10 protein-coding genes and 3 tRNA genes are annotated in these 15,442 nt (G+C 56.0%); 7 read left to right on the top strand and 6 right to left on the bottom strand.

Annotated features, from left to right (window positions below):
• Positions 1-6: 6 nt before the first annotated feature.
• The 4 genes from ABWV33_RS01710 to mraZ are packed head-to-tail and all read right to left on the bottom strand — an operon-like array spanning position 7 to position 3,638.
• Positions 7-1,794, bottom strand: coding sequence for a peptidoglycan D,D-transpeptidase FtsI family protein (locus tag ABWV33_RS01710; protein ID WP_113824842.1), 1,788 nt, complete (start codon positions 1,792-1,794; stop codon positions 7-9).
• A complete protein-coding gene (gene ftsL, locus ABWV33_RS01705) occupies positions 1,791-2,141 on the bottom strand; it encodes a cell division protein FtsL (RefSeq protein ID WP_113824841.1) in 351 nt (116 codons plus the stop codon). Before ftsL ends, ABWV33_RS01710 begins: the two co-directional genes overlap by 4 nt.
• Positions 2,138-3,130 (bottom strand): 16S rRNA (cytosine(1402)-N(4))-methyltransferase RsmH, encoded by a 993-nt coding sequence (rsmH, locus tag ABWV33_RS01700; protein WP_353328852.1) that lies wholly within the window; start codon positions 3,128-3,130, stop codon positions 2,138-2,140. Before rsmH ends, ftsL begins: the two co-directional genes overlap by 4 nt.
• A gap of 4 nt (positions 3,131-3,134) precedes the next feature.
• Positions 3,135-3,638: a division/cell wall cluster transcriptional repressor MraZ gene (mraZ, locus tag ABWV33_RS01695; RefSeq protein WP_113824840.1), complete on the bottom strand. Its 504-nt coding sequence runs from the start codon at positions 3,636-3,638 to the stop codon at positions 3,135-3,137.
• Positions 3,639-4,620: 982 nt separating this feature from the next.
• On the opposite strand from mraZ, the gene ABWV33_RS01690 reads away from it, so the two are divergent.
• The gene (locus ABWV33_RS01690; RefSeq protein WP_215194145.1) at positions 4,621-4,845 is read left to right on the top strand and encodes a DUF1127 domain-containing protein; all 225 of its coding nucleotides are present in this window, start codon (positions 4,621-4,623) and stop codon (positions 4,843-4,845) included.
• 536 nt (positions 4,846-5,381) lie between these two features.
• On the opposite strand, the gene ABWV33_RS01685 is transcribed toward ABWV33_RS01690, so the two are convergent.
• The gene (locus ABWV33_RS01685; RefSeq protein WP_121999127.1) at positions 5,382-7,790 is read right to left on the bottom strand and encodes an ATP-dependent helicase; all 2,409 of its coding nucleotides are present in this window, start codon (positions 7,788-7,790) and stop codon (positions 5,382-5,384) included.
• Between the two features lie 187 nt (positions 7,791-7,977).
• Between ABWV33_RS01685 and ABWV33_RS01680 the strand changes: the two genes are divergently transcribed.
• The 3 genes from ABWV33_RS01680 (at position 7,978) to ABWV33_RS01670 (ending at position 14,561) form a co-directional block, all read left to right on the top strand.
• Positions 7,978-9,798: a sensor domain-containing diguanylate cyclase gene (locus ABWV33_RS01680; protein ID WP_353328849.1), complete on the top strand. Its 1,821-nt coding sequence runs from the start codon at positions 7,978-7,980 to the stop codon at positions 9,796-9,798.
• A 38-nt stretch (positions 9,799-9,836) separates the two neighbouring features.
• Positions 9,837-10,982 carry an alpha-hydroxy acid oxidase gene (locus ABWV33_RS01675; protein WP_353328848.1) on the top strand — a complete coding sequence of 382 codons (1,146 nt, stop codon included), beginning with the start codon at positions 9,837-9,839 and terminating at the stop codon, positions 10,980-10,982.
• A 138-nt stretch (positions 10,983-11,120) separates the two neighbouring features.
• A complete protein-coding gene (locus tag ABWV33_RS01670) occupies positions 11,121-14,561 on the top strand; it encodes a pyruvate carboxylase (RefSeq protein WP_353328846.1) in 3,441 nt (1,146 codons plus the stop codon).
• A 227-nt stretch (positions 14,562-14,788) separates the two neighbouring features.
• Here ABWV33_RS01670 and ABWV33_RS01665 read toward each other — a convergent pair whose 3' ends face one another.
• Entirely contained in the window at positions 14,789-14,941 is a 153-nt protein-coding gene (locus ABWV33_RS01665; protein WP_353328844.1) for a hypothetical protein, read from the bottom strand.
• Between the two features lie 155 nt (positions 14,942-15,096).
• Between ABWV33_RS01665 and ABWV33_RS01660 the strand changes: the two genes are divergently transcribed.
• From ABWV33_RS01660 to ABWV33_RS01650, 3 genes are all read left to right on the top strand, one after another.
• A tRNA-Gly gene (locus ABWV33_RS01660) sits at positions 15,097-15,171 on the top strand.
• Between the two features lie 46 nt (positions 15,172-15,217).
• A tRNA-Gly gene (locus ABWV33_RS01655) sits at positions 15,218-15,292 on the top strand.
• 47 nt (positions 15,293-15,339) lie between these two features.
• Positions 15,340-15,414 (top strand) — tRNA-Gly (locus ABWV33_RS01650).
• Positions 15,415-15,442: the final 28 nt, after the last annotated feature.

Genomic DNA, 15,442 nt, shown 5'->3' with positions numbered 1-15,442 from the left:
GTTTGGTTAATTCGAAGTGAGCGTTATACCAGCCGTGACGCCGGGCTCAACCTGTGGACGCAACCCCAAGAGTGGCGCAATTCGACCGATCATTTCTGCGGCTACGGGGACGGCTGTCCACCCCGCTGTGCGGCGCTTTTCGCCGTAAGCCAGAATTGACGGCTCGTCCAATGTAACGATCAGCACGTATTTGGGATCGCTCGCCGGGAACAGGGTGGCAAAGGTCGCGATCACTTTGTTCTCGTAATACCCGCCTTTGGGTTTGGGTTTATCCGCTGTTCCGGTTTTACCGCCCACTTGATATCCGGGGACTTCGCCAAAGCTGGCGGTGCCGTCGGTGACAACTTTGCGCAACATACCGCGCGCGGCCAGCGCGGCCTCGGACGACATCACGCGTGGGCCGTGTTGCGGTCCGTTTTGGCGGAGGATTGTCGGGCTGACGTAATGCCCCCCATTGGCAATTGCAGCGTAACCTGCCGCCAAGTGCATGGGGCTAGTCGACAATCCGTGGCCATACGAGATTGTCACGGTGCTCAGTTCGCCCCAGTTCTTGGGCATTAGGGGCTGGCCGCCTTTTGCCTCGACTATTTCGAACGGAGTTGGGTCAAACATGCCCAAAGAGTTCAGGAAGTCCTGCTGCCGCTTGGAGCCGATTTGCAGAGCGAGACGCCCGGTGCCCCGGTTCGAGCTTTTGACGATGATGTCAGCGACGCTGATTTTGCCGTAGTTCTTGTTCTTAAACTCACCAATCGGGAAACGCCCGATCCGCATCGGACCGGAAGTGTCGATGATGGTGTTGCTGTTCGCCAGTCCCAGATCAACCGCCTGTGCCGCTGTAAAGATCTTGAACACAGATCCAAGTTCATAGACCCCCTGCACCGCGCGATTGAACAGCGGGCTATCCGAGGGATCAAATCCAGATGTCGGTGGGCGTGGACGGTCATTGGGATCAAATGCAGGCAAAGAGGCGACAGAGATCACCTCGCCCGTGTGGACGTCCATCAAAACCGAGGAGGCGCCTTTGGCGTTCATGATTTTCATGCCACCCAGCAACACGCGTTCGCTGGCGGCCTGAACGGTCAGATCCAAGGAAAGTTGCAGCGGCTTGCTGCCATTTGCAGGGTCGCGCAGGTATCCGTCGAATTGACGTTCCACACCTGCAACCCCGATGACCTCGGCAGCGTTCACGCCTTCTTTGCCGAAGCCCGCCCCGCCCATCACGTGCGATGCCAATTTGCCATTTGGATAGAGGCGCATTTCACGCGGGCCAAACAACAATCCGGGATCGCCGATGTCATGCACGGCTTGTTTCTGTTCAGGAGAGATCTTTTTCCGGATCCAGACAAATTTGCGTTTGCCGGTGAAATCCTTGATCAGTCGCGCTTCTTCCAGATCGGGAAAGACCTGTGCAAGCCCTTTGGCCGCAGCGATCGGATCGACCATCAGCTGTGGTTGCGCATAGAGCGAATGCGTTTCAAAGTTGGTGGCTAGAATGCGCCCTTGACGATCGACGATATCCGCCCGTTGCGCCGCGATCATGGCGCCGGGGGCCGAAGCCAGAGGTTCAACAGGGACCGAGGTTGCCATCAACCCCATGCGCACGCCAACCACAACAAACGCACAGAGGAAAAACCCCCCAAGTACAAGCAAGCGCCCTTCGGCCCGTGCGCGGGCCCGGTCCTGCATATCATCATGCCGCTGGCGAATGTTTTCCTTTTCGATCAGGCCGGGGTTTTCCCCCTTGGCCCGGGCATCCAAAATCCGCGCCAGAGGACGAAGTGGCGTTCGGATCATGGCAACTGCTCCTGAGACATTGTGGATACATCGACGGGGTTGATAATTGGAATATCTGGCGCCTTTGGATAGGCGACCTCATCCACCCGGCCAAACTGATCGGGGCGGAGCGGCAAGAGACCCAAGCGATCAAAGTTCAGATCCGCCAATTCCCGCAGCCGATCTGGGCGATTCAAATACGCCCATTCCGCACGTAACACGCTGAGACGGACCTGTGCGGCACCAATCTGGCGCTGAAGGCGTTGCGTATCTTTCAACACCTCCTGTGTTTTGTAGTTCTCTTGATAGGCCCAAAGCGCCAACCCAAACACCGTCAGAGCGGTCAAAACGTAAATGACGCCCTTCATTTTAAGCTCTCCTTGAGCTGCGGCATTCCGATGCTGCGTGCGTCGACCGCGCCTGCGGGTGCATCCGTCCGAATCCCGACACGCAGTTTTGCAGAGCGTGAGCGTGGGTTCTCTTCCAACTCTTGATCATCCGGGCCAATCGCCTTGCGGGATTTGAGCGTGAATTGCGGGGCCTCTTCGGCAATTTCCGGGGCATAGCGATTGGCACGCCCGGTTTTGCCTGCGCGCGCCTGAAAGAACCGTTTGACCATGCGGTCTTCGATGGAATGGAAGGTCACAACAGCCAATTGTCCGCCGGGCTTGAGCGCGCGTTCCGCAGCCATGAGACCTTGAAACAGCTCGTCATATTCTGCGTTCACGGCAATCCGAAGCGCCTGAAAGCTACGGGTTGCCGGGTGTGATTGCCCGAATTTGGGACGGGGCAGGCAGGATTCGATGATTTCGGTCAACCGTAGGGTCGTTGTAATCGGTGCAAGGGCGCGTTCGCGCACGATTGCCCGCGCGATCCGGCGACTGGCGCGTTCTTCACCATAGTGGAATAGGATGTCGGCGATTGCCTCTTCGGTGGACTCGTTCACCAGATCAGCGGCAGACACGCCATCCTGAGACATGCGCATGTCCAGTGGCCCGTCTTTCATGAACGAAAACCCGCGCTCTGCCAGATCCAGCTGCATAGAAGACACGCCCAAATCAAGCACGACGCCATCCAGATCCTGTGCATATTCATCCATGCGAGAAAAGACACCCGCCTGCATGACAAGCCGGTCGCCATATTCGCTGGCCCAAGGGGCTGCCATTTCAAATGCAAGCGGATCCCGGTCAACGCCAATGACCCGATCAGCGCCAGCTGCCAGCAATCCGCGGGTATACCCCCCGGCGCCAAAGGTGCCATCCAGCCAAACGCCGGAAACTGGGGCAACGGCGGCCAGCAAAGGGCGCAGCAGAACAGGGATGTGAGAGTCTGTGTCAGGGCGGGCCGCAGCAGCCATACCGTTATGCGCCTCCTGCGCCATCTAGGAATGCCATCGGATCAAAGTCATCCGGCAGCTCGTCAAGCCACTCTTCGGTCTGAGCCAATTCTTCGGTATCGTAGGTTTCAGGCTTCCAAATCTGGAAGGTATCCCCGGCCGCGATAAAAAAGGCCTCACCGCTCAGGCCGATCTTTTTGCGCAGTTTCGCAGGCAGTACCAGCCGCCCTGTTTCATCTACTGTGGTGGGGTGGGATTGCCCATGGAACATGCGTTGCAGCATTTTCCGTTCCATCGAGCCACGCGGCAGGGCGTCGATTTTATCGTCAACCTCGTCGATGGCTTCCATCGTATAGCATTCAAGGAACTTGCGGCGGTGGTCACCATAGACAATGACCAATTCCGGGGCGTCGCCAGATTGCCAGTTCGGGTCGCCGGCCTCTAGAACACGGCGAAACGAGGCAGGAATTGACACCCTACCCTTCGTATCGACCTTATTCTGGCTTTCGCCTCTGAACCTGCGCGCCAAAACGACTGTCCCTTTCGTTGTGCGCTATCGCGTTTCTTTTTTCGTCCCCAGAAATTAGAAACGGCGGGTTGATCTGCTGCCACTGATCAACCCGCCGCCTGATCCCGCTTTGCGGGGATGTCCGACTGCGCGCGCCACCTGGGGGGATGTCTGCTCGCTCGCGCGCCGGATCTCTTTGGTCTGATGAAAGCGAAGCGCCTGTATGAAACCTGCTTATTAGTGGTTGGGGTCGTTTGGTGCCCCTGTCGTCTCGTTCTCATCCGATGAACAAGGGATGCCATGGGAATTCATGGAAATCAACAGGAAACTACCGCACGACTCTTTATGGAGCCTTTGAAATTCGAACCAAATGCCGTCAAACCGGCTCTCAAAAGATTCAATAGCACATCACCTAGTAGAAGGCTTCAAGCAATACACAAGATACAGAACAGGATGTTGTGGTGAAAAAACTTCCATGACTTCCCTAGAATACCCACACCCATTTAGAATTTTCTGGCTGAGTATCCGCACTTGGCATCAGGTCCGGCCCGAATCACTCGCAGATTTCGATAATTCGCTCAGATTTGAGCCCCTAAAGAGAGCCGAACAGAGGCATCCCATAAAATCCCATAGACTGCTCCCATGAAATCCCACACCAGCCATCCCACGAAATCCCAACCGACCCTCGCCCTTACATTGAGTCCCTGCACACCCCTGCTTTGCATCCCATAGACAACCCCAAACGCCACGGCATTTGATACCGTTAAGGGCGAGTTGAATGACCCCCATAACCTCAAGGGTGAACGTTCGCTCTTATTTCCCTAAAGGAACCTCAAGAAAATATAGCTCCCGGCGGTCCTCTCATTTTTGTGAACTAATCTATGCACTTGCTGCATAGCGGCATTGAGGGCGTACCCTATTGTGCACTTGCAGCATTTGCTTATTTTGATCTCAACAAGGCCGCAGAGACGCGGCGCAGACGAGACGACGATAGGTTACGAACATGGCTGTTACCAGCGACTTCACCGCCGTAAAAGGCACCCCGAGCTTTGGCTTCTCCTCGGTGATCGAGGCCATGAAAGCACGCTTCATCCGTCACCGGATGTACCGCCAGACTGTCAATGAACTGTCTGAGCTCAGCGCCCGGGAATTGGCCGATCTGGGCCTGCACCGGTCGATGATCAAGCGCGTCGCGCAGCAAGCGGCCAGCGAATACACAGCGCGCTAAGCGCACCGAAACAAGAGATCAGGCCCTCTCTCCTCCTCCCTGAGGGTCTGTAAAACGCGGCGACATCTTCCTCCTCCCTGATGTCGCCGCACAAAATACCGGGTTCAAACCCGGATCGCAGATACATCCGGGCCTCTCCTCCTCCCTGGTCTGGATGTTGAAAGCCGCGGCGACACCCTCCTCCTCCCTGGTGTCGCCGCGATCTCATACCGGGCTCAAACCCGGATCACGGATACATCCGGGCCTCTCCTCCTCCCTGGCCTTGATGTTGAAAGCCCGCGGCGATGTCCTCCTCCTCCCTGACATCGCCGCGATCTCATACCGGGCTCAAACCCGGGTCGGAACACATCAGGGCCTCCTCCTCCCTGCCTTGATGTTGTTAAAGAACGGCGACACCCCTCCTCCCTGGTGTCGCCGTTTTTTTGTGTCCGCCGACCACTTACGCACCCCCCAAAAAAAAAGCGCCCCGGTCAGACCGAGGCGCCAAATCAAAGATCGTGCATACGCCCTTGGGGCGTATTCAATTTAACAACAGCTCAAAACGGAACGTCGTCTTTTGCGGATAGGAATTTGGAGACCACTTTTTTCACGCCCGCTTTTTCGAAATTGACCTCGGCTTTGTCGCCTTCGATATCCACGACTTCGCCGTAGCCGAATTTTTGATGGAATACGCGCTCACCAACCATGAAGCTCGACACGGCCTTTAGGTCGATCACTGAATTCCGGGCTTCTTTTGGCTGTGCCATTCCGCGTTGCCCTTGGCGCGCCTGCAATCTTTTCCATCCGGGGGAATTATATACGTTGGCCTCGGACACACGCGCCTCTAGTCCACCGCTATCGCCATATCCACCACCGCTGCCGTACAGTCCGGGCGGGGTCAACACATCCACGTGCGCTTCGGGCAACTCATCGATAAACCGCGAGGGCAGTGCATTTTGCCACTGACCAAAAACCCGTCGGTTGGCTGCAAATGAAATCGTACAGATTTCTTCGGCGCGGGTGATGCCCACGTAGGCCAGTCGGCGTTCTTCTTCGAGCCCTTTAAGGCCGGTTTCATCCATTGAACGTTGCGAGGGGAAAAGCCCATCCTCCCACCCCGGCAGAAAAACGGCCGGAAATTCCAACCCTTTGGCCGCGTGCAGCGTCATGATCGAGACTTTGGCCCCATCGTCGCTTTGCTCATTGTCCATGATCAGGCTGACGTGTTCCAAAAACCCCTGCAGGTTCTCGAAATTGTCCAGTTGGTTCACCAGTTCTTTGAGGTTTTCCAGCCGTCCCGGGGCCTCGGGTGTTTTGTCGTTTTGCCAGTGCCCGGTATAGCCTGATTCATCCAACAGAATCTGCGCCAGTTCAACATGGCTGATCTCAGGCTCTCCGAACCGGACCTGTGGCGGGCCGCCGTCATCAAGAACAGCATCCTCGTCGATCTGAACCACGGGGCCACGCGTCATACCGTTCCAGCGGGTCAAATCTTCGACCAAGCGACGCAGGGCCGCGCCGCCTTTGCCTTTGATCGCGCCGTCTTGCACTGCGATCCGAGCCCCTTCGAGCAACGAAACCCCATGCGCGCGCGCCGTCATCTGGATGGTTTGCTGAGCTTTGTCGCCCAATCCACGCTTGGGTGTGTTCACAATCCGCTCAAACGCCAGATCATCTTCGGGGCTGGTCACCACTCGAAAATAGGCCATGGCATCGCGAATCTCTAACCGTTCATAGAATCGCGGGCCACCGATCACGCGATAAGGCAGGCCAATGGTTAAAAAGCGGTCCTCGAACGCGCGCATCTGATGCGATGCCCGTACCAGAATCGCCATTTCGTCCAAGGAGACCGGACGTTGCCCGCGCGTGCCCCGCTGCAAGGCGTCGATTTCCTCGCCAATCCAACGGGCTTCTTCTTCGCCATCCCAGTGACCGATCAAGCGCACTTGTTCGCCGTCTTCAGCTTCGGTCCACAGGGTTTTTCCGAGTCGGTCGGAATTTCCGGCGATGACCCCCGAAGCGGCGGCCAGAATATGCGGGGTTGAGCGATAGTTTTGCTCCAGCCGCACCACATGCGCCCCCGGGAAATCCTTTTCAAACCGCAGGATATTGCCGACCTCGGCCCCGCGCCAGCCGTAGATCGATTGGTCATCATCGCCAACACAGCAAATGTTTTTATGTCCACCTGCCAGCAAGCGCAGCCACAGATACTGTGCGACGTTGGTATCTTGGTATTCGTCCACCATCACATAGCGGAACCAACGCTGATATTGTTCAAGAACGTCTGAATGCGTTTGGAAAATCGTCACCACATGCAGCAGCAAATCGCCAAAATCGACGGCATTCAGCTCTTTCAGGCGGGCCTGATATTGCGCGTATAGGTCAACGCCGCGATAATTGTAGGCCCCGGCATCCGAGGTCGGGACGTTGGCCGGCGTAAAGGCGCGGTTTTTCCAGCTGTCGATAACCCCGGCCAATTGCCGTGCAGGCCAGCGTTTGTCATCAATCTGTTCTGCTTTGATCAACTGCTTGAGCAGACGGATCTGATCATCAGTATCAAGAATAGTGAAATTGGATTTGAGCCCCACCAATTCCGCATGCCGACGCAGCAGCTTCACGCAGACCGAATGAAACGTCCCCAACCAAGGCATGCCTTCAACTGGCTGCCCCAACATACGTGCGACGCGTTCCTTCATCTCGCGCGCCGCTTTGTTTGTAAATGTCACCGCCAATATTTCATTGGGGCGCGCGCGTGCCGTGTTCAGTAGGTGAACAATCCGCGTGGTTAGCGCCTTGGTTTTCCCCGTCCCTGCTCCGGCCAGCATCAACACGGGTCCATCCAGTGTTTCAACCGCGCGGCGCTGTTCAGGATTCAGGTCATCCAGGTACGGCATCGGACGCGCGGCCATCGCGCGCGCCGACAGAGAGGCGCCTTCAAAGGCGTCCATTTCATCAAAGCTGCTCATGGGTTCAAAATACGCTGGAATTAACCAGAGGGAAAGGCTTTGTTCACGAACTGTTCGCGCATTACGGAACAAAATTCAGGTATTTCGTTCAAAATGTAGGCGCCTAGGACTACTGCCCATCGACAAAATTAAGACTTTATCAAGCTCTGTTACCCATAGATCCCTTAAGATCCTACGGAGCGCGAATATGTCACTCACTACCGCCTTTTCACTGAGCCATAGGCTCAAGTGGGCTGGAATCGGCCTTTTGTTCATAACTTTGACGGCCGCCGCGTCGTGGGGAGTCTACAAGATCCCCGGCCCGCTGGTTGAACAGATGCTTGAAACGGACATTCGCCACGAGGCCGAGTTGTGGAAGCGCCGGGTCACGCTGCATATGGAGAGCCCTTCGGTTTCCTTTGAAACGGGTCAGTTCAATGAACACGACGAAGAGTTTTTGAGAGCGATTCCCGAAGCGTCGAGCGTCTACCGCTACAAACTCCTGAACACGATGGGTCAGGTTTTCTGGTCCACACGTGAGCACGAAATTGGTGAGATTGAAAACGGTGCCTTTTTCCGAAACGAATTGGCGCAGGGCATGATCCATTACGTGCACGAGTTGAAGCCGCTGTCCGAAATAGACGGTTTGGACCTGCATGTCGAAAATGCATCCCAAGTGGAACAACGGCATGTGGCCAAAGTCTACATGCCGGTGATGGAGAATGGCCGTTTCATTGGCGCGATTGAGTTTTTCACGGACTTCACCGAGATGCGTGCGGTTTTTGTGACGCGTGTTCGCATGTCACTGGCCATTCTTTCGGTCATTGCGTTGCTAGCAATGGCGACGGTGTCGTTCGTCATCTTTCGCACCAACCGCCGTCAATTTCACGCGCTGCATGATCGTACTGAAAAAGAGCGGCACCTGCTAAAGGATCAATTGCGTCTTGCCCGCGAGGTTCAATTGCTCGGTGAATTGAACGAATGGTTGCAATCCAGCCGGTCCCTGGAAGAACTGTTCGATATGGTGTCCCGGTTCATGACGCATATTTTGCCGACGGCAGAAGGCAGCGTTTACGTATACTCGAATTCACGCGATGTGCTGGATGGCAGCGCCAGCTGGAACGGCGGCGATCACAAAGCCCACATTCACCCTGATGGGTGCTGGGGTCTGCGCCGCGGGCGTACTTATGAATATGGCAGCAGCGAAATCGACTTTGTCTGCGAACATGCAGAGCCACACGATGGCCGCCCTTATTTCTGCTTTCCCATTTTGGCACACGGTGAAACGGTTGGATTGATGCATCTGCGCGCGCAGACAGATAATTGTGCGGAATTCGCCGAGAGCAAAAAGCTTGCTCAGATGTGTGCAGAGCAAATCAGCATGGCCATAGCCAACGTGCGTATGCGTGATCAATTGCATGATCAATCTGTCCGTGATCCGCTGACAGGCCTATTCAATCGCCGTCATCTGACGGATTACTTGCGCAAAAAAGTGGCGCGCAGTCAGAACACCGGCGCTGAGCTCAGCCTGATTGCGATCGATGTCGATCACTTCAAGAAATTCAACGACACCCATGGGCATGATGCTGGTGACATGGTTCTGCGCGCTGTTGGATCTGTTCTGGAGCAGGCCTGTGACGGTGAAGAAGTGGCCTGCCGAATGGGGGGCGAAGAGTTTATGATTATTTTGCCAGAAACAACGCAGGATAATGTCATGACTCGGGCTGAACACGTACGTCAGGCAGTTGAAGCCATTTCCGTACGTTATGGAGAAAAGACACTGCCGCGCATCACGATATCGGCAGGGGTATCATTCTTCCCAACCCATGGGACCATGCCGCAGGATTTGATGCGCTCGGCAGATGACGCCTTGTATGATGCTAAGGCAAAAGGGCGCAATCAAATCCAGGTGGCACAGAATGCACCGTCTCAAAACGAGAGCCTGAATGGCGAAACGGATGAAAAGGCACAGATGGGCGCGCGCCCAAAGGGGGCGGTCAATCCCGGCCCAACGCTGGCAGCAGAGTAAGCCCTTGCCGAATCGGATGAGAGCACCGATCAATCCCCATGGATTTACACAGCACCTATCCAGGCATTATGGATTTGAAGTGGCGCGCAAAGCGCCGCTTGCCCCGTTTCGTATGGGAATATTTGGATAGCGGCACAGGTGTCGAAGCCACCAAAGCCCGCAACCGCGCTGCGTTGGACCACATAGGGTTCAATCCTTCGATCCTGCACGGGGCGATGGATTTTGATCTGAGCACAACCTTTCTGGGGCAGAACCATCCGCTGCCCTTTGGCATGTCCCCGATTGGGATGTCAGGTCTTATTTGGCCCAAAGCGGAACAGCTTTTGGCGCAAGAGGCGGCGCGCGCCGATATCCCCTATACCTTGTCAACGGTTGCCAGCCAAAGTCCTGAAGATATGGCACCGCATATTGGATCGCAGGCGTGGTTCCAGCTTTATCCGCCCAAAAAGCCTGACATCCGACACGACTTATTGGATCGTGCAAAATCGTCAGGTTTCTCAACACTTGTGTTGACAGTGGATGTTCCGGTCGCCTCGCGCCGGGAGCGCCAGACCCGATCCGGTTTGACGCAACCTCCGAAATTAACCCCGCGTTTGCTTGCCCAGATCGCGATGCGCCCAGCATGGGCTTTGGGTATGGCCCAAAATGGCATGCCTCGGATGCGAAGCCTGGATAAATATATACAGAAGCAATCTAATCTGCCCCCCACCGCGCATATCGGCTATTTGCTGCGCACCTCGCCGGATATGGAATATGTCAAATGGTTGCGTGACCATTGGGATGGCCCCTTTATTGTCAAAGGTGTGATGCGGGCTCAGGATGTCGCACAGTTAGAGGCCGTCGGCGTCGATGCCCTATGGGTTTCAAATCACGCGGGGCGGCAATTTGATGGCGCACCCGCAACGATCGAAGCGCTCCCGCTGATCCGCGCGTCGACCCAGCTGCCGTTGATATTCGACAGCGGCATCGAAGGGGGTTTGGATATCTTGCGCGCATTGGCTTTGGGCGCGGATTTTGTCATGTTGGGGCGGGCCTTTCACTTTGGTCTGGCGGCGCTTGGCGCCAAAGGCCCAGGCCATGTCATCGACATTCTAAAGCAAGATATGATGGCGAATATGGGCCAACTCGGCGCAAGATCTTTGCGCGATCTTCCTGCTGCGACCCACTTACCTGCACTTCAGTGAGCGAAATCATTGCAACAAAAGTATGAAACCGGCGTTTGCGAGCGTTAACATGCCGGTTCTACCCAGAACTACCAATATACGCGGGCTTATTGTCCGCCTAAAACCCACGCCCAAACTCCTAAGGGACTCGGACCTGCCATGACTGACTTTAAAAAGATCCTGATCGCAAACCGCGGTGAGATAGCTATCCGTGTAATGCGCGCTGCCAATGAGATGGGAAAGCGCACAGTTGCCGTCTATGCCGAAGAGGACAAGTTGGGCCTGCACCGGTTCAAAGCGGACGAAGCCTATCGCATTGGCGAAGGGATGGGTCCGGTTGCAGCTTACCTGAGTATTGATGAGATGATCCGTGTCGCCAAAGAAAGCGGCGCAGATGCTATTCACCCAGGCTATGGGTTGTTGTCTGAGAACCCAGAATTCGTGGATGCCTGTGCCCAAAACGGCATCACGTTTATTGGCCCCAAAGCGGAAACTATGCGCGCCCTTGGCGACAAGGCCAGTGCCCGTAAAGTGGCGGTTCAGGCCGGCGTTCCCGTCATCCCGGCGACCGAGGTTTTGGGTGATGACATGGATGCGATCCGCGCCGAGGCGGCAGAAGTGGGCTATCCCTTGATGCTCAAGGCGTCTTGGGGCGGTGGTGGACGGGGTATGCGCCCAATCCACGGCCCGGATGAATTGGAAGAGAAAGTTCTGGAAGGGCGTCGCGAGGCCGAAGCTGCATTCGGGAATGGCGAGGGGTATCTGGAAAAGATGATCACCCGCGCCCGCCACGTCGAGGTTCAAATTCTGGGCGATAAGCATGGTGAGATCTATCACTTGTTTGAGCGGGATTGTTCGGTCCAACGGCGCAACCAAAAGGTCGTGGAGCGCGCGCCTGCCCCCTACCTGAGCGAAGAGCAGCGCGTTGAAATTTGCGAATTGGGCCGCAAAATCTGTGCCCACGTAAATTACGAATGCGCCGGTACCGTTGAATTCCTAATGGATATGAATGACGGCAAGTTCTACTTCATCGAAGTGAACCCCCGGGTTCAGGTTGAGCACACTGTGACCGAAGAAGTTACGGGCATCGACATTGTCCGTGCGCAGATCCTGATCGCCGAAGGAAAGACAATTGCCGAGGCCACTGGCAAAGCTGATCAATCCCAGATCACTCTGACCGGGCACGCCCTGCAGACCCGGATCACCACCGAGGATCCACAAAACAACTTTATTCCCGATTATGGCCGCATCACAGCGTATCGGTCGGCCACCGGTATGGGAATTCGTCTGGATGGCGGCACCGCCTATGCCGGCGGGGTCATCACGCGCTATTACGACAGCCTGCTGACCAAGATCACCGCCAAAGCGCCAACACCCGAAATGGCGATTGCCCGCATGGATCGCGCCCTGCGTGAATTCCGGATCCGGGGTGTTAGCACCAACATCGCCTTTGTGGAAAACCTGCTGAAGCATCCGACGTTCCTGAACAATGAATACACCACCAAGTTCATTGACGAGACGCCAGACCTGTTCGCGTTCAAGCGCCGTCGGGACCGGGGCACCAAGGTGCTGACTTATATCGCCGACATCACCGTTAATGGGCATCCTGAAACCAAGGACCGGCCCCTGCCCTCGGCCGATTTGAAAGCCCCAAAGGCTCCGGCCAGAAACGCCGAGCCGATGATGGGCACGCGCAACCTGCTGGAGCAAAAGGGCCCGCAGGCAGTCGCCGATTGGATGAAGGCCCAGCGTCAATTGCTGATCACCGACACCACCATGCGCGATGGTCACCAATCACTGTTGGCAACGCGCATGCGCTCGATCGACATGATCAAAGTGGCGCCAACCTATGCGGCCAACCTGCCGCAACTGTTCTCGGTTGAATGTTGGGGCGGCGCAACGTTTGATGTTGCCTACCGGTTCCTGCAGGAATGCCCATGGCAGCGTCTGCGCGACCTGCGCGAAGCCATGCCAAACCTGATGACGCAAATGTTGCTGCGTGGCAGCAACGGCGTTGGCTACACCAACTATCCCGACAATGTGGTGCAGGAGTTCGTGCGTCAGGCCGCGACTTCGGGTGTGGATGTGTTCCGCGTCTTTGACAGCCTCAACTGGGTTGAAAACATGCGTGTCGCCATGGACGCGGTGGTGGAACAGAACAAAGTCTGCGAAGGCACCATCTGTTACACTGGCGACATCCTGAACCCCGACCGGTCTAAATATGACCTGAAATACTATGTCGCGATGGGCAAAGAGCTGCGCGATGCCGGGGCACATGTTCTGGGTCTGAAAGACATGGCTGGATTGCTGAAGCCCGCCGCTGCCCGCGTGCTGGTACGGGCCCTGAAAGAAGAGGTTGGCCTGCCGATCCACTTCCACACACACGACACGGCGGGCATCGCCTCAGCCACCATCTTGGCCGCCGCGGACGCGGGTGTGGATGCTGTGGATTGCGCCATGGATTCCTTCAGCGGAAACACCTCGCAGGCGACGTTGGGATCGGTTGTAGAAGCGCTGCGCAACACCGATCGTGACACCGGGTTGGACATCAAAGCCATTCGCGAGATCAGCGACTACTTTGAAAGCGTCCGCGGTCAGTATGCTGCGTTTGAAAGCGGTTTACAGGCGCCAGCGTCTGAAGTGTATCTGCATGAAATGCCCGGCGGTCAGTTCACCAACCTGAAGGCGCAAGCGCGTAGCCTGGGCCTGGAAGAGCGCTGGCATGAAGTGGCGCAGATGTATGCCGACGTGAACCAGATGTTTGGCGACATCGTCAAAGTGACCCCATCGTCCAAAGTTGTGGGCGACATGGCGTTGATGATGGTGAGCCAGGGTCTGAGCCGCGATGACGTGGAAAGCCCGACCAGCGATGTGGCGTTCCCCGACTCGGTCGTGGATATGATGCGCGGCAACCTTGGTCAGCCTCCCGGAGGGTTCCCCAACACGATCATCCAAAAGGTTCTTAAAGACGAAGCGCCAAATCTTGAGCGCCCCGGCAAGCATTTGCCCGCTGTTGATCTGGAGGCCGCGCGCGCCGAGTTGAGCGCCGAGCTGGAAGGCAAAGAGATCGATAACGAGGATCTGAACGGCTATCTGATGTATCCCAAGGTCTACAAAGACTACATGGGGCGTCATCGTCAGTATGGCCCTGTCCGCAGCCTGCCGACCCGCACGTTCTTTTACGGCATGGAGCCCGGTGAAGAAATCGCGGCGGAAATTGACCCCGGTAAAACCTTGGAAATCCTGTGTCAGGCGATCGGTGAAACCGACGAAAACGGCGAAGTGAAGGTATTCTTTGAGCTGAACGGTCAGCCGCGGGTGATCCGGGTGCCAAACCGTTTGGTGAAATCTTCGACCATTCAGCGCCCGAAAGCAGAAGCCGGCAATGCCAACCACATCGGCGCGCCAATGCCCGGTGTCGTTGCTTCGGTTGCCGTTCAAAATGGTCAACAGGTCAAAGAGGGTGACCTGTTGCTCACGATTGAAGCCATGAAAATGGAAACCGGCATCCATGCCGAGCATGACGCGACAGTCAAAGCGCTGCATGTTCAACCCGGTGGGCAAATCGACGCCAAGGATCTTCTTGTCGAGTTCGAATAAAATAACAAAGGGCGGGGTTTTCCCCGCCCTTTTCATAGCTGGGTGATCACTCGGACCTGATGCGAACCCAAGCGAGCTAGATCATCAAGTCACTTCGGGCAGGATCATTCGACAAAATCTGCCGAATGTAAGAGTTGGCGCCAAGCTAAGCCCACCATGTATGGTGGCGCTGATAGTGCCACCTGCACGCCCAACTATCTAATACACTGATTTCACGCCCGTTCTCATCACCCAGCAAGAACGTTGATCGCAACGTAGGATGGATGCCCTAACACCGGTTCAAACGCGTCTTGCGGGGTGTCGTCCTGTGCCTGCAAGAGAAACGCGACAGTGATTGCCGCAATCAAGCTGCCTGTTTTCAAACGTTCAAAAAAGGACATGTGAAACCTCGTTGTGTAGAAGCAGACCGTGCGATCCAATGTTCATTGAACGCCTGAACATTTGGTTTCCGTCGCAGCAAAGTTTTTTTGCCTTTCTGCACTTTTACCCTTGCGGTGATCGGCTATAGAACTTAATTCACGGCTCACTCAAGGAAGCGGGCGTAGCTCAGGGGTAGAGCATAACCTTGCCAAGGTTAGGGTCGGGCGTTCGAATCGCCTCGCCCGCTCCATGAGAGTTTCGGGTCACCCATCCGGGACGATAGAAGACTTGATGATGCGGGCGTAGCTCAGGGGTAGAGCATAACCTTGCCAAGGTTAGGGTCGGGCGTTCGAATCGCCTCGCCCGCTCCATCAAGATCCGGATTACCCGTCCGGAAACAGTGACGACTATATAGGTTGCGGGCGTAGCTCAGGGGTAGAGCATAACCTTGCCAAGGTTAGGGTCGGGCGTTCGAATCGCCTCGCCCGCTCCAATATAGATCGTATTTGCATGGCAGGCCT

This window comes from Phaeobacter sp. NW0010-22 (assembly GCF_040365955.1).
Lineage (GTDB): Bacteria > Pseudomonadota > Alphaproteobacteria > Rhodobacterales > Rhodobacteraceae > OMPR01.
The sequence above is the reverse complement of the archived record's forward strand: the minus strand, read 5'-3'. Positions and strand labels throughout refer to the sequence as shown.

Bases quoted from the DNA above. Each gene is read 5' to 3' on its own strand.
- ABWV33_RS01710 (WP_113824842.1), bottom strand. From the start codon at position 1,794: ATGATCCGAACGCCACTTCGTCCTCTGGCGCGGATTTTGGATGCCCGG.
- ftsL (WP_113824841.1), bottom strand. From the start codon at position 2,141: ATGAAGGGCGTCATTTACGTTTTGACCGCTCTGACGGTGTTTGGGTTG.
- rsmH (WP_353328852.1), bottom strand. From the start codon at position 3,130: ATGGCTGCTGCGGCCCGCCCTGACACAGACTCTCACATCCCTGTTCTG.
- ABWV33_RS01690 (WP_215194145.1), top strand. From the start codon at position 4,621: ATGGCTGTTACCAGCGACTTCACCGCCGTAAAAGGCACCCCGAGCTTT.
- ABWV33_RS01685 (WP_121999127.1), bottom strand. From the start codon at position 7,790: ATGAGCAGCTTTGATGAAATGGACGCCTTTGAAGGCGCCTCTCTGTCG.
- ABWV33_RS01680 (WP_353328849.1), top strand. From the start codon at position 7,978: ATGTCACTCACTACCGCCTTTTCACTGAGCCATAGGCTCAAGTGGGCT.
- ABWV33_RS01675 (WP_353328848.1), top strand. From the start codon at position 9,837: ATGGATTTACACAGCACCTATCCAGGCATTATGGATTTGAAGTGGCGC.
- ABWV33_RS01670 (WP_353328846.1), top strand. From the start codon at position 11,121: ATGACTGACTTTAAAAAGATCCTGATCGCAAACCGCGGTGAGATAGCT.
- ABWV33_RS01665 (WP_353328844.1), bottom strand. From the start codon at position 14,941: ATGTCCTTTTTTGAACGTTTGAAAACAGGCAGCTTGATTGCGGCAATC.